We start from the raw sequence: 13,917 nt of genomic DNA on the forward strand, positions 1-13,917 counted from the left end.
ACCAGCACCGGCTCGACCTGCGGCAAAGCCGCTGTACCCGCGTTCTCCAGCGCCTTGAGGAGTCGCGAGGGGCCTGCCGGGGTTCCTCACTTGTCGTGGGCCCCGCTGGTCGGATGCCGACCGGCGGGAAAAAGGCGTGAGCAAGATCAGCCTGCCGGGCGGATGGCGGACAGTAGGCTGAGTCCAGCGGGATCGGGCCCGCAGCGCAGTGTCCGGGAGGTGCTTCATGACGGCCGAGATGGTGGCCCCGGCGTGGATGCATGAGCAGATCACGGCAGAGGAATACGAGTCCTGGTCCGAGGAGCAGTGCGCCGGCATCGAGATCGTGGACGGGATGGTCGTGGTGAGTCCGAGTGCGTCCAAGCGGCACAACCGGCCGGCCCGGATTCTGGCGAACGCCCTGGATGCCGCCGCGGGCCCGGAATGGAACGCCGACACGGACTTCGACGTCCGGCTTCAGGATGTCCCGCTCACCAATCGCCGCCCGGACGTCGTCGTGTACCGCGCGGACACGATCGACATCACCCCCACCCGCCCTGAGCACGTGCTGCTGGTCGCGGAGGTGGTGTCACCGGGCTCGGAGACCACCGACCGGATCGTGAAGGTCGACCAGTACGCCAAGGCAGGCATCGGCTTCTACTGGCGGATCGAGCAGGCCGCGACAGGCGTTCCTCTCGTGTACACCTACGTTCTCGACCCCGCGACGAAGACCTACCGGGACGGGGACGTGTTCACCGGCGTCCTCAAGGCAGCGGCCCCCTTCCCCGTGGAGATCGACCTCGGCCAGGTCTGACCACGCGCTGCTGCCGGCAGCGCGTGAGCGACGCGTGAGAGGACGGCCCGATACAGGGCGGCATGAGCCGGATCAAGCGGCTCGCCGTGCGGTCCCCGACCAGGGGAGACAACACCGTGCGGCAGCGCCCCGCATGACCTGGTTTCTTGGTGAGATGTCTGCCGACCAGGGAAAACTCCTTTCCGTGGTTTTCCCTGGTCGACGCCGTTTCCCAGGCCCATGTGCCCTGGATGTGCCCTCGTGACTGTCCAACGCAGCAGATCCATGAGGGCTTCGCACACCGGGCGCACCGGGAGGAAGGCTCTTCTGGGCCGATCCCTCCTCCTGGTCCTCGGTGGATCGCTTCCAACCGCTGCATAACCGAGACGATGCTGTCCGACCCCCGACATTTCTTCCGCTCGTACTCCGCAGCCGAGATCAGCCGCCTGCTCACAGCACAGCACCAGTACCCAGGAACGTTCCCGCCCCATGGGCAACACCACCCCGCGCGTCCGCGAACTCAACCTCTACCGCCAGTACTTCGGCCTTGTCGCCGCTGGCACCAAGACCATCGAGGTACGGGTCAAATACCCCCACCTCGCCGGTCTCGCCGTCGGCGACGTCATCCAGTTCCGCATCAAGGGCACGGACGAGACCTGCGAGGTCGAGATCGCGTCCCGTCAGGTGGTGTAGCCGATCAGGTGCTCGGAATGCGCAGGTCATCGCGACACTGACGTGATTCTGGGCCGCCGATGGCGCTGACGGCAGGTCAGCCGCGCGCGACGCGGGCGTCGTTGCCCATCAGGTGGCCGACGCGCGGCTTACCGGAACTCGTCGAGCAAGGTCGCTTACACCACGAGGCGGGACACGACCGAGGTCGAGGTCAAGCGCGTAACCGAGTACACCGACTTCGAGGCCCTGCTCGACGGCGAGGTGCCAGCAAACGTCAACCCGACCGCCACTCACGACGAGCAGCTCGCCAACATCCGCGCCATCTACCCGCCCGAGAAAGGAGTTCTCGGCGCTCTCGCCATCGAGATCCAACTCGTCCGCTAACCAGCTTCTCCTGCCCAGCGAGGTCGCTGCGATCGTTCGGTGATGAGCCCGTCCTGCAACACGGAATCGAGTCCCGCGTGCTCGCGTTCCGGGAGCATTCACAGTTGCGTGGACGCGGGAACTCGCTGCCCTACGCTGAGCTGCTGAACGGGGTGAATCGGAACACCCGTCCCAGTCGGCTCACTCCGTGGTAGGCCAGCGGATCTCCAGGTTCGTGATCTCCTGGGTCGCGTCCGCTTGGCCCTCCGCCGCCGACAGGTCGACCACCGTCTGGGTGAAGAGGTGATGGGCCCGCGGGTCCACCAAGTCCGTCAGTGCCGCTGGCCCACCGTAGCTCCCACGCAGCAGCCATCCCGGCCCGTCGCACCCGACGATCCGCGTCGGCTGAAGCACTCGCTGCCCGTCCTTCACAACAAAGATCCGCGCACGGACCTCGGATCCGAGGCCGCTCTCGGCCTCCTCCGCCGTACCGCCCTGATCCCGGATCCCCTGGATGATCTTCGGGAGGGTCTTCCTCCAGGCCGGCTCCACAGGAACCCGGAACGCCTGGAGGCTGAAGGCGGCATCACCGAGAGAGACGGTCACCCCGACGGTACGCCCACCAGCCATCAGCGGATGCATACCCGCGCCCTCCAACAGCGGCACCCTCAACACGCCGTAGTCGAGCCGCTCCACTCCGGCGGACACCGGCGTCTCGGTCGCGTCCCAGGGCCCGAACTCGCCGTCCCTCACCTGAGGACGCGTCATCTCGCCGGAATCAAGCACCTCGGACCAGAGTTCTTCCGCCTCGGACAGCAGAACGTCGAAGGTGCCCTCCGACGCATCAGGGCGCCGGACGTACTCCACGAGCCGGGCAACAATCTGATCCCAGCTTTTGGTCGCGTCCTCGACGCCCAGTTCAATCGCGCGGAAGTCTCCCGCGATCAACCCGGCCAGTAGCGTGTCGTCCGACTCCGCGATCCGCTCGACGAACGACGGGTCCTCAGCTGCGGCAACACCAAGGGCCATGACGAGGAGCACGCCCGGAGTCAGTCGATCCCAGACACCGAACTCCGCAGAGGCAAGGCTCTCTGAGGACAGGACCCCGTCCCGACCGTATTGCTCAACGATTCCCTCAGCATCCACTCTGGCCTGGTTCATCGGCCACCCTCCGCTGCCCTGCGTGATCTGCGCTCCAGCACCTTCTTGGCCGCGTCGAACAAGACCGTCGCGGTCACGGCGATAGCGCTGACCGGGTCGGCCACTTGCACGCCACCTCCGATGTGATCACCGACGTTCTGCGCGACGCTGAGACGTCTCTTCGACCACACAAGCCTTAAACTCAGCGCGTTCCTGGCCTTCCTCGACCGACTGGTGTTCTTGTCATTAAACAGCAGGTGGGCCCCGCCGGAAATCAATCCACCGGAACCCATCTACCTATTGCCGGGGGGAATCCCTCCCCGCTCAATCAATCAAGCACTACAGCCCATACACCGAGAACTTTAACAAAGTCCTCAGTTCGAACAATCAGATTCGGTGATCCAGTCCTGCTCGACAAAAGCCCGTCAACAATTCTGCGCGCCTCAACCGAGCCGAGCCCACCAGAAACTGGCCAGACAACCGGACCGTCACCACCATCGCCGAACTCCTCATTGAGGACCGATCCATCTGAATCCGGAATTTCCCAGAGCCCGAAAATCCTATCGTCCAGAATTGAGCTCTCAGGGCGTTCCGCGAACAGCTTGAAATACCAGCAGGAACTCTCGCTCTTCCACCTCAAGATCCCTTCCAGTGGACCATCACGCCAGTCGAAGATCACTAACACCTGAAGTTGACCGCGGATCCCATCTAGATTTCCCGTCATATCAGCTCCGACCAAACACCGTGTTGAAACCTCTTTGAACTGCCGAGTCCACCGGTTTCGGAAGTATCAGCGTGTGATGCATAGGAAGATTTCGCGTCGGAGTGAATATCAACGAGAACCCAGCTGTCTCTATCTCTTCTTTGGTCGCTACCGATGCTCCTTCAACCGGACCATCAACCGCTCGCACTGAAACACCATGCCCGAACGACTTTGAGTTATCTTCCGCCATTTGCGCTTGTTTCGAGAGCCGACCAGTGCTCTCCTTGCTTGTCCCAAGGCGCGCAAACCCCTGATCCCCGCTGCATGTACAGGCCTGACCAAATTCCGGACCACCAGGGCCGCAATTGTGGACCAGGACCGGCGTGGCTCCCGCGAGCACATAGTACGTGTGGAGGGTGCCGACGGTGAGTCGCCGGCCACGACGACGTCGACATCGACAGCGCCCTCGGACTGCTGCGGGACCAGCTGAAGGGCTGGGGCATCAAGGTCATCTTCACCACCCTGACACCCTGCGACGGCAACAGCGCCTGCACGGCGGCAGTCGACCAGAACCGCATCGACACCAACACCTGGATCACCGACCAACTCGACTTCACCTCGCCCACGGTGAGTTATGTGGACGCGGAGGCGATCGTCGCGGTCACCGACGCAGCGAGCACTACGGACCCGCAAGCACTGAAACTGGGCAACGACACGGCCCCGGCGGACTTCGACTCCGGCGACCACGTCAATCTGACCGCGGACGCTTACAGCACCATCAGCAACGCCTTCGACCTGGCATCACTGGGCCCGGACGCGTAGCGCAGTGACCGGGACCGGGTGCACCACAGCTTTGTGTGGCGCACCCGGTCCGGGTCCGCTCACACGCGGGCGGACGCCCCAGCACCAGCCGCCAGGATTTCCTTGAGGGACTGGACCAGGAACTCCTGTCGCTCAGCAGGCCGATAGCCTTCTAGGACGGCGAGGGTACAACCAGGGCACATGAGCCTGGGAAACGGCGTAGACCAGTGAGAACTACCGAGAGGCGTTTCCCCTGGTCAGCGCACACATCTCCAAAGAACCCCAGGTCAGCAGCCTCCCGCCGTCAATCGCCGCACGAGTGGCAGGACGTGAGCCATCGGCTGCAGGAGATCGGGGCATCAGACGTGCTGATTCCCCTGTTGGGTGGAACCGCCGATCCTCACTGAGCACCCCGTGCCCCCCAGCGGCATCACCGTTCCGGCGGCAGGATCAGGGTGGGTTCCAGGACGACGCGGGCGGCGGGCTCCTCGCGTACCACCGGGGCCACGGCGTGGCGCGGGCCGCGCTGCTGGCGCCAGTGGGCCTGTGCGAGGACCACCGCGACGTACGGGATGACGACCGCGCCGGCCAGTGCGCAGGCCGCGAGGACGGGCCAGCGGTTCCAGGTCGCGGCCATCACCACCACGCACACGGTGCGCACCAGCATCGCCATGAGGTAGCGGCGCTGCCGGCCGCGCAGGTCACGCGTCAGACCGGTACGCGCCCGGGTGATGGACTCGGCCGGGGCCGGGCGCCGGGGAACTCTGTTCATCGGGGCCTCCGCGGACACTCCGGCACGAACACGCCGGACAACCGGACAAAGGGGCGGGGTACGGCGGGCGCGGTGCGCGGCGGCCGGGGTTCCCCGCGCGGTGCGCGGCCGGCCGTATCCGCGCCCGTGCCCATGCCCGCCGTGCTCTACGGCAACTGCCTTGAAGGCGGCGGACAGTGACGGTTCGTCAGGGTGGCGGGGGTGGTCGTGGAACGGCGGCGGCGCGGGTGACCGTCCCCCGATCACCCGCGCCGCCCTCACCGGCCCCGTCTTTCGGGTCAGTGCGGTTCCCGGCCCGCCTCCCGGTCCCGGGCGGAACCCCGCCCCGCGCCGGAGTCCGCGGACACGGACTCGGACTCGGACTCGGAGCCGGGTGTGGAGGGGCCGTGGCCGTTGGACGAGGAGGCGTGCCCGTTGGAGGCGGCGTGTCCCTCCAGCGCGGCGTGTCCGTTGTCCGGGTGGCCGAGGTGGGCCAGGGCCTCGCGCATCTCCTGCGGGGTCGGTTTGGCGATCTGGTTGCCGTAGAGCCAGCGGCTGAGGCGGTGGCGCAGGGCCTGCCGGCGGCGGTCGGGGTTGGGGACGCCGTCGTGTTCGGGGGTGGGGGCGGGCAGCGGGGCGTAGGCCCTGCGGGCCAGCAGTGCGTACTCCCGCTGCCGGTCCAGGCGTTGGTGGACCTCGACGAACTCGCCGTCGGGCAGTCTCCTGATCCGGCCGGTCTCGCGGCCGTGCAGGAGGGTGTCGCGTTCGCGGCGCTGCAGGCCCAGGCAGATCCGCCGGGTGAGGACGTAGGTGAGTGCGGGGACGGCGAACACGCCGATCCGTACCGCCCAGGTGATCTGGTTCAGGGACAGGTGGAACTCCTGGGCCAGCACGTCGTTGGCGCCGCCGAGGAACAGCACCAGGTACAGGGCGACGAAGCCGGTGCCGAACGCGGTGCGGGTGGGGTGGTCGCGCGGCCGGTCCAGGAGATGGTGCTCGCGCCGGTCGCCGGTCACCCACGCCTCCAGGAACGGCCACAGCGCGATCACGGCCATCATCAGGGTGGGCACGATCACGGCCGGGATCAGGATGCCGAGGTTGACGGTGTATCCGCCGAGGCTGAACTCCCAGGCGGGCATGGCCCGCAGCGCGCCCTCCAGGAAGCCCATGTACCAGTCGGGCTGGGAGCCCTGGGAGATCTGGTCGGCGCTGTAGGGGCCGTAGGTCCACACGGGGTTGATCTGCGCGATGCCCGCGAGCAGGGAGAGCACCCCGGCGATGATGAAGAAGAAGCCGCCCGCCTTGGCCGTGTAGTGCGGGAACAGGGGCTGGCCCACGACGTTCTTCTCGGTGCGGGCCGGGCCCCGGAACTGGGTGTGCTTGTGGTAGAAGACCAGGATCAGGTGCACGGTCAGCAGCGCCACGACGATGGCCGGGATCAGCAGGATGTGGAAGCCGTAGAACCGGCCGATCACGTTGTGGCCCGGGAACTCGCCGCCGAACAGGAACATCGACAGGTACGTGCCCACCAGCGGAATGGCCAGGGTGACGCCCTCGGCGATGCGCAGGCCGGTGCCGGAGAGCAGGTCGTCGGGCAGGGAGTAGCCCACGAAGCCCTCCAGGGTGACCAGCACCAGCAGCGTGAACCCGAACAGCCAGTTCAGCTCGCGCGGCTTGCGGAACGAGCCGGTCAGGAAGTGGCGCAGGGTGTGCAGGCACAGGGCGCCGATCATGGTCAGCGCCGACCAGTGGTGCAGCTGGCGGATGAACAGGCCGCCGCGCACCTCGAAGCTGATGTGGACCGTGGAGGAGTAGGCCTGCGACATCTGCACCCCGCGCAGCGGGGCGTAGGAGCCGTTGTAGACGGTCTCGGACATGCTCGGGTCGAAGAAGAGGGTGAGCCAGGTCCCGGTCACCAGCAGCACGACGAAGCTGTAGAGGGCGATCTCGCCGAACATGAACGACCAGTGCTCGGGGAACACCTTGCGCACCAGGAAGCGGAAGTTGTAGATCCCCAGCCGGCCGTCGGTCCAGTCGGCGATGCGTTCGCCGCGCGGCGCGGCGGTGCGGCCGGCGCGCGGGGGTGTGTCGGTGCCGCTCATGCCCGTGCCCCTTCCCCTCGCCGCCGGACGGTGCGGGCGGGGCGCCGCGGCGGGCACGCCGCCGCCGGCTGTGACGGGACCGGGCCCGACGGGGCTGTCCTGTGGGCGGGTCGGGTGGCGCCCGGGGATGTGCCGGTCTCCCCCGTGACCGGCCGGCGTGCGGTGTCTGCCCTGCCGGGGGTGCGGGCCGGGCCGGCTTCTGGGGCGGCTGGTCGGTTCACTTTCTCCACTCTCGTCATGCGGGACACCTCGTGGGACCGGGTGCGGGCGGGGTGTTCACGGCCGCCCGCGCTCACCGGCGGGAGCCGGCGCGGGCAGGCCCGTGGGGCGCGGGTGCGGGGCACCGGCCGGGCGGGCCGGGGCGGCGGGCGCGCGGCGGCGCGGTGCGTCCGGGCCGTGGGTGGTGCTGGGGGGCGCGTACGGGGCGGGGCCGCGCGGGGTGCGCAGGGCGGCCCGCAGCGCGCGCGGCCGCAGCGCGCCGCCGGGCGGCGGCGTGATGCCGTGCAGGGTGCGCAGCAGCATGCCGGCCGCGTAGGGGTCGGTGGTCGCGGCGGCCGCGATGCGGGCCGCGTACCGGGCGCGCGGCCCGTGCGCCGTACGGGAGGCGGAGCGGGCCTGCTGCCAGGCGGGGGCCACCTGCCCGGCCATGGCGTGGCGCAGCCGGTGGCTGATGCCGACGGCGGTGCCGTGGCAGGCCAGCAACTGGTCCAGCGCCAGGGCGCACTGCACGGCCAGCGCCATGCCCTGGCCGCCGGGCGCGTCCAGCTCGGCGAGGGCGTCGCCGACCACCAGGAACTGGTCGGGCCAGCGGCGCAGTTTCTCGTAGCGGTGCCAGCAGGCGCCGGTGCGGGTGCGGCCGTAGACCGGGCCGAGGGGGGTGGCGGCGGCGAGGACGTCGTGCAGCAGCGGGTGGCGCAGGGCGCGCGCGGCGTGCAGCAGGGCGGAGTGGCCGGCCGGCGGGCGGGCGGGGCCTGCGGTGGTGAGGGTCACCGACCAGCGGCCGCCCTCGACCGGGTGCAGGACGCCCTGGCGCGGATGGCCGGGCGCAGCGCTCAGCACCAGGCTCCTCCAGTCGGCGACATGGCCCACCGGCGGGGCGAACACGGCGCTCGCGCAGGCGGAGGGGGCGCTGGTGAGGCTCTGCGGGGCCTGCTGGTAGCCGAGTTCGGCCAGCCAGCGCCGGGCGTGGGAGCCGCGGCCGGAGGCGTCGACCACGAACTCGGCCGGCAGCAGACGCCGCCCGCCCCGGCCGTGGGGAGCGCCGCGGTCGCGGGCGTGTGTCCACACGCCGGTGACGGTGTCGTGGCGGCCGCCGCGCAGGGCGACGGCCTCGTGCCCGGGCAGGAAGGCCACCTTCGGGTCGGTGCGCAGCCGTGTCCGCACCACCGCGTCGATCAGGTCGCGGCCGGCGGAGAGCAGCGCCACGCCGGTGTCGGAGCGGGGCAGCCAGCCGCCCGGCCCCAGCAGCAGCACGTCCCGGGGCACGGTGAGCGGGACCGCCCCGGCGCCGGCCAGGTCCTGGCCGATGCCGGGGAAGAGCCGCTCCAGCCCCTGGTGGGCGGCCGGCACCAGCGTGTGGGTGTGCCGGGCCTGGGGCACCCCCGGGCGCCGCCCCGGTCCGGAGGGCACCCGGTCGCGCTCGATCACCGTGACGTGGTCCATGAAGTTCGCCAGGGCCCGTGCCGCCGTGAGCCCGGCGAGACCGGCGCCGATGACCACGGCACGCCCGTGTCCACCACCCGCGCCGGCCCCCGCGTATGCACTCAACTCGGCTGCCCTCCCTGCTCGTTGTGCCTTCATCATGCGGCGCCCCCATCACCCCGGACGGCCGCTTCGACCGCCCGAGGACCACCCCTCCAGCCCCTCTCCAGCGGGACTCCACCGGCGCTGTGGAGCGGCTCCGGGGAGATTCGAGGAGGACTCCAGCGGGACTTGAGCGACAGGGGCGTGACCAGGGCGGGGAGCGGGGTGGGGCGGGGTTCGGGGGCTGTTTCGGGGGGTGGGGGGTTCGGGGGCTGTTCCGGGAGGGGGGCGGGGCGGGGGCCGGGGCTGATCTTGCTCCGGGGAGGGCGGGGCTGGGTCTGCTCCGGGGGCCGGTCCGGCGGGGGTGTCCAGGGGGCAGTCCGGGGGCGGGGCGGGTGTCCGGGGGGCCGTCCGGGGGCCCGGGTGCCGGGCCGGTGAATGCTCGGGCGCCGGGCCGGGAGTCCGGGGGGCTGGGGGCCGGACCGGGAGTCCGGGGGGGCTGGGGGCCGGGTGCCGGTACGGGAGCCGGCCTGGCCTTGCTCCGGGTGCCGGACCGGGGTCTGCTCCGGCGGGTGCCGGGTGCCGGGGCTGTGGGCGTTCAGAGACCGGTCCGGGTACCGGAGCAGTCAGCGCTCGGGGCCGGTCCGGTGGGTGCACGGAGGCACCGTCGCGGGCCGGCCCCGGTGCGTGCCGGGTGGGCAACGTTCTTGTACGGCTTGGGAGTTGGGGTCGGTGACGGCGGTACGGAAGCCAAAGGCCCCCGGACCGGCGGCGGGTGAGGTGTCGTCAGGTGCCGTGTCCGCCGGACGGCGCTGCCACCGCACCCGCGCCGGGGCCGGTACCGGGCGCATCGTCGGAGCGGAGGCCGGGGTCGCGGTCGGGATCGGGAGCGGTGGAGTCGGGCAGGAGCAGGGAGCGGTCCACCAGGGCCGCTGCCGCGCCGGTGTAGCCGGCCGGGTCGAGGAGGGTGGTTGCTTCCTGGGGGGTGAGTACGCCGGCCAGTTGGGGGAGGCCGGCCAGGACGTCGGCGAGCGGGAGGCCGGTGCGGGTGGCGAGGAGGGAGGCCTGGGTGAGGAGTTGTCTGGCCGCCGTCCGGCCCAGGCGGGGGGTCAGGACGGCGGAGACGCGTTCGGACAGGAGCTGTCCGCCGGTGGCGCGGAGGTTGGCGCGCATCCGCTCGGGGCTGACGGTCAGGCCGCGGGCGAGTTCGACGGCCGTGTGCGCGGCGCCGCCGGTCAGCCGCAGGCACTCGCGCAGCGGCTGCCACTCCGCGTGCCACACCCCGGCCGAGCGTTCGTCCTCGGCGGCCAGACACTGCATCAGCACGCTCGCCAGCGCGGGCACCTGGAGGGCGGCGGAGCGGATCAGGGTGGCCAGCACCGGGTTGCGTTTGTGCGGCATCGCCGAGGACGCGCCCCGGCCGGCCACGGCGGGCTCGGCCACCTCGCCGATCTCGGTACGGGCCAGCACCAGCACGTCCGCGGCGATCTTGCCGAGCGCCCCGGCCGTATGCGCGAGGGCGGCCGCCAGATCGGCGACCGGGGTGCGCAGCGCGTGCCAGGGCAGCACCGGTGCCGTCAGGCCCGTCTCCTCGGCGAAGGCCGCGGTCAGGGTCTGGGACAGGACGGCGGGATCGGTGTCCTCGCCCGCGTACTGCAGGTAGCCGGCCAGGGTGCCGGCCGCGCCGCCGAGCGCCACCGGAAGCCCGCCGCGGGCACGGTCGAGGCGGTCGGCCGCGTCCAGGACGAGGCGGCGCCAGCCGGCCGCCTTGAGGCCGAAGGTCGTGGGCACGGCGTGCAGGGCGAGGGTGCGGCCCGCCATCACCGTGTCCCGGTGTCCGGCCGCCAGGACGGCGAGGGCATCGGCGACGGCCCGCAGGTCGGCGACGATCAGGCGCAGCGCGCGGGCGGCCACCAGCATCGCGCCGGTGTCCAGGACGTCCTGGCTGGTGGAGCCGCGGTGCACGTACTCGGCCGCGCCCGGGCAGTCCCGGGCGACCCGCGCGGTCAGCGCCGCGACCAGGCCCACCACCGGGTTCGCGGTCTCCCGCGCGGCCAGGGCGAGTTCGCGTACGTCGAAGAGCTCCGCGCGGGCGGCCGCGGTCACGGCTGCCGCCGCGTGTTCGGGCACGGTGCCCAGGCGGGCCTGCGCCCGGGCCAGGGCCGCCTCCGCGTCCAGCATCGCCTGCAGCCACGCGCCGTCGCCGACGGCCGCCTCGACGGGGGTGCCCGCCCGCACCGGGGACAGCAGCCCGGCGTCCAGATGCGCGGACAGGGCGGCGGGCGGGGGCTGCCGGGGGGAGGTGGTCATGCGTCCGCCTTCGCGCTCGGGGCCGTAACAGGGCTCTGGGGCACGGGAGTTGCGGCGGCCCAGGCCGGCCAGCGGGCGGGGGCGGGTGCCTGCGGTACGGCGAGGACCGCCGCCGCGATGGCGTCGGAGTCCTCCAGGGTGACCGAGCCGACGCCGGGCCGGATGCCCGCGGCGGTCACCCAGTGCACGGACTCGGTGGGCACCCCGTAGGCGAACCGGCGCGGATGCGGCACCCCGTGCGCGTCGATCAGACGGTAGGGCCGTCCGGACACCGCCAGTCCCCCGGTCTCGTACTCCCCGCCGCCCTCTCCCTCTCCCCCGCCGCTGCCGTCGTCGTGGGCGGGGATGCGGTAGGGGCGGCACTGGCCGGTGCGCAGCAGCTGGTTCATCAGGGGGTCGGCGGTGCGCCGCAGGTCGATCGCGGGCAGCCGGGCCTCGATGAGGACGGCCGCCCGGATCCGTACGCCGGGAACCGTCTCGGAGGTGGCCACGAAGCAGGGGCCGCCAAGATCGTGCGCGTCCGTGCCGATGCGCAGGCCGGGGCCGGTCACCTCCAGGACGCCGGCGTCGATGAGCGCGGCCATCTCCTCGATGCGGGAGGCCGGCGGGCCGATCGAGAGGTAGGCGTTGAGCGGGGTGTACCAGCCCTCCAGGTCGTCGCGGTGCGAGGCGGCGCTCAGGCCGGCGTGGTCGACGGCGAGCCGGACCTCGTTGCGCAGGTCGCGCAGCACGTCCAGGGCCGCCTTGACCGGCCCGCTGACATTGCCCTGGCGGGCCAGGCGGACGTCCTCGTCGAGATGGCCGCGCAGCCAGGTCCGGAAGGCCGCCAGGTCGGGGAAGGTGCGGGCGCCGTAGGGGCGGGCCAGGCGCTCCCAGTCCCAGCGCTCGGCCCCGGCGATTCCGGCCTCCTCCAGCAGGCGGTCCTCGGCCCCGCCCGGCTCGGCGTGCAGATAGCGCTCGGTGAACTCCTCGGCCACCGCGGCCGGTTCACCGCGCCGGGTGAGCAGGGCCGCGTAGTAGACGGCGCACACCTCCTTGGAGATGAGCGGCCACAGGTCGGCGGCGAAGTCGACGGCCGTGCTGCGCCGGTCCCCCGCGCGCAGCGCGGCGACGCAGCCGGCGGTCAGCAGCCGGGGGCGGTGGCGGCCGTGGGCGCCCTTCTCGTTCTCGCCGCGCGCCTGGTAGGGCACCCCGCGCCGCGACCCGGCGTACAGGCGCGGCTCGCGGCCCGAGGGCCGGTAGACCAGACGGCCGCCGCTGCGGGTGAAGACGCCGCCCCTGCCCCGGGTGAACAGGGCCATGTGGTCGAAGAAGTTGAGCCCCAGGCCGCGCAGCAGCACGCTCTGCCCGGGCCGTACGCGGGAGAGGTCGACGTCGGCCGGGTTGGCGGGGGCCACGTACGTCAGACCGTGCCGGGCGGCGAAGCCCGCCAGCCGCCGCTCGGTGGTGGACAGCCGGGCCGGGACGTGGCCCTGCGCCAGGACGACCGCGGACAGGCCGTTCAGCCGGGTGCCGTCCTCCAGGGTGATGCTCTGGCGCCCCGCCCGGACGCCGTCGGTGTCGGTGAGGGCGACGGCGCGCGCCGCGTGGGTGCGCACCCGTACATGCGCGGCGGCGTTCGCCACGACCCGCCCGAACGCCCAGGTGAGGTAGGAGCCGTAGAGGGCGCGGGTGGGATAGGTGTCGGGGCCCAGGGCGCGCGCCTCGGCGAGGATCTCCGCGATCTCCGCGCCGTCCTGGTCGAGGAGCTCCGTGCCGCCGGCCGGTCCGGGGCCGCTGTCGAGGGTGCCCGACTCCAGGGCGCGGGCCCACTCGTACAGGCTCGGGCCCTCCTCCAGCGGGCCGTCGATGCGGACGCTGGCATCGGTGTAGACCGTCACCTGCGAGGCGACGGTGTTCATCAGCAGGTGCCGCGACTGGGTGGGGCGCCACACCCGGCCCGAGCCCGGCGGGTCGGGGTCGACGACATGCACGGTGACGGTGTCCCAGCGGGGCGACTTCCGTTCCTGCGCGCACAGCCGTTCCAGTACGGAGAGGCCCCGCGGGCCGGCACCGACCAGGCACACCTCCAGATGCGCCGTGGCGGCGTCGCCGGGTGGCGGCGCGGCGGCGCGTGGGTCCGGGTCCCCGGGGGGAAAGGCCCCGCCCGGGGGAGACTGAGCGGCCGTCATGACGAGCGGCCCTGCGAGGAGTCCGGCGTCTACTGCGCGTTCGCCTGCGTGCGTACCGTCCACAGTTCCTCCCTTCCTGCGGCCACCGTCCGTGCAGGCGCTCGACCAGGGCTCGGCTCCGGGTGGAAAAGGCCTCGAGAAAACGGGCCCCGTATTTCACCGGCGTGTTCCCGAACCGGGCTGTATCGGGACTCGAGTCGCCCGTCGGGTAATGGAAGGAACCGTCAGAGGCCGGCGCAGCAGCCCTTGGCGGACGAAAGCGCCGGGTCAACTGCCGCGATCGGCACGGGATATCCGACAGCAGAACCCGCAGGTCCGGAAAGCCGGAAGAACCGACAGAGCCGGAAGAGCCGGCAGGTCCGGGGGAAACGGCAGGTCCGGGAGAGCTC

At 71.7% G+C, this 13,917-nt stretch carries 9 protein-coding genes and 2 pseudogenes; 4 read left to right on the forward strand and 7 right to left on the reverse strand.

Annotated elements, in window-relative coordinates; all coding sequences use genetic code 11:
* The first annotated feature begins 226 nt into the window (after positions 1-226).
* From OG714_RS00780 to OG714_RS00790, 3 genes and pseudogenes are all read left to right on the forward strand, one after another.
* Positions 227-793 (forward strand): Uma2 family endonuclease, encoded by a 567-nt coding sequence (locus OG714_RS00780; protein ID WP_406117789.1) that lies wholly within the window; start codon positions 227-229, stop codon positions 791-793.
* A 468-nt stretch (positions 794-1,261) separates the two neighbouring features.
* Positions 1,262-1,444 (forward strand): annotated as a pseudogene (locus OG714_RS00785) (ASCH domain-containing protein); the annotation flags it as partial.
* 192 nt (positions 1,445-1,636) lie between these two features.
* Positions 1,637-1,828 (forward strand): annotated as a pseudogene (locus tag OG714_RS00790) (RNA-binding protein); the annotation flags it as partial.
* A gap of 180 nt (positions 1,829-2,008) precedes the next feature.
* Here the strand turns inward: OG714_RS00790 and OG714_RS00795 are convergent.
* Both OG714_RS00795 and OG714_RS00800 read right to left on the reverse strand, forming a co-directional pair.
* Positions 2,009-2,968, reverse strand: coding sequence for a DUF3710 domain-containing protein (locus tag OG714_RS00795; protein ID WP_406117790.1), 960 nt, complete (start codon positions 2,966-2,968; stop codon positions 2,009-2,011).
* Positions 2,969-3,275: 307 nt separating this feature from the next.
* On the reverse strand, positions 3,276-3,671 hold the full coding sequence (locus OG714_RS00800; protein WP_406117792.1) for a hypothetical protein: 396 nt from the start codon (positions 3,669-3,671) through the stop codon (positions 3,276-3,278).
* Positions 3,672-4,277: 606 nt separating this feature from the next.
* Between OG714_RS00800 and OG714_RS00805 the strand changes: the two genes are divergently transcribed.
* The gene (locus OG714_RS00805; protein WP_406117793.1) at positions 4,278-4,472 is read left to right on the forward strand and encodes a hypothetical protein; all 195 of its coding nucleotides are present in this window, start codon (positions 4,278-4,280) and stop codon (positions 4,470-4,472) included.
* A gap of 409 nt (positions 4,473-4,881) precedes the next feature.
* On the opposite strand, the gene OG714_RS00810 is transcribed toward OG714_RS00805, so the two are convergent.
* The 5 genes from OG714_RS00810 to OG714_RS00830 form a co-directional block, all read right to left on the reverse strand.
* Entirely contained in the window at positions 4,882-5,223 is a 342-nt protein-coding gene (locus tag OG714_RS00810; protein ID WP_406117795.1) for a DUF3099 domain-containing protein, read from the reverse strand.
* A gap of 278 nt (positions 5,224-5,501) precedes the next feature.
* The gene (locus tag OG714_RS00815) at positions 5,502-7,304 is read right to left on the reverse strand and encodes a cytochrome bc complex cytochrome b subunit (RefSeq protein ID WP_406117797.1); all 1,803 of its coding nucleotides are present in this window, start codon (positions 7,302-7,304) and stop codon (positions 5,502-5,504) included.
* A 276-nt stretch (positions 7,305-7,580) separates the two neighbouring features.
* Positions 7,581-9,071, reverse strand: a complete 1,491-nt coding sequence (locus OG714_RS00820; protein WP_406117799.1) for an FAD-dependent oxidoreductase — start codon at positions 9,069-9,071, stop codon at positions 7,581-7,583.
* A gap of 762 nt (positions 9,072-9,833) precedes the next feature.
* Positions 9,834-11,357 (reverse strand): 3-carboxy-cis,cis-muconate cycloisomerase, encoded by a 1,524-nt coding sequence (pcaB, locus tag OG714_RS00825; RefSeq protein ID WP_406117801.1) that lies wholly within the window; start codon positions 11,355-11,357, stop codon positions 9,834-9,836.
* Positions 11,354-13,528, reverse strand: a complete 2,175-nt coding sequence (locus OG714_RS00830; RefSeq protein WP_406117802.1) for an FAD/NAD(P)-binding protein — start codon at positions 13,526-13,528, stop codon at positions 11,354-11,356. Before OG714_RS00830 ends, pcaB begins: the two co-directional genes overlap by 4 nt.
* Positions 13,529-13,917 lie beyond the last annotated feature (389 nt).

It is taken from the genome of Streptomyces sp. NBC_00989 (assembly GCF_045162655.1).
GTDB lineage: Bacteria > Actinomycetota > Actinomycetes > Streptomycetales > Streptomycetaceae > Streptomyces.

Excerpts from the sequence above, each read along its gene's own strand:
- OG714_RS00780 (WP_406117789.1), top strand. The coding sequence starts at position 227 with ATGACGGCCGAGATGGTGGCCCCGGCGTGGATGCATGAGCAGATCACG.
- OG714_RS00795 (WP_406117790.1), bottom strand. The coding sequence starts at position 2,968 with ATGAACCAGGCCAGAGTGGATGCTGAGGGAATCGTTGAGCAATACGGT.
- OG714_RS00800 (WP_406117792.1), bottom strand. The coding sequence starts at position 3,671 with ATGACGGGAAATCTAGATGGGATCCGCGGTCAACTTCAGGTGTTAGTG.
- OG714_RS00810 (WP_406117795.1), bottom strand. The coding sequence starts at position 5,223 with ATGAACAGAGTTCCCCGGCGCCCGGCCCCGGCCGAGTCCATCACCCGG.
- OG714_RS00815 (WP_406117797.1), bottom strand. The coding sequence starts at position 7,304 with ATGAGCGGCACCGACACACCCCCGCGCGCCGGCCGCACCGCCGCGCCG.
- pcaB (WP_406117801.1), bottom strand. The coding sequence starts at position 11,357 with ATGACCACCTCCCCCCGGCAGCCCCCGCCCGCCGCCCTGTCCGCGCAT.
- OG714_RS00830 (WP_406117802.1), bottom strand. The coding sequence starts at position 13,528 with ATGACGGCCGCTCAGTCTCCCCCGGGCGGGGCCTTTCCCCCCGGGGAC.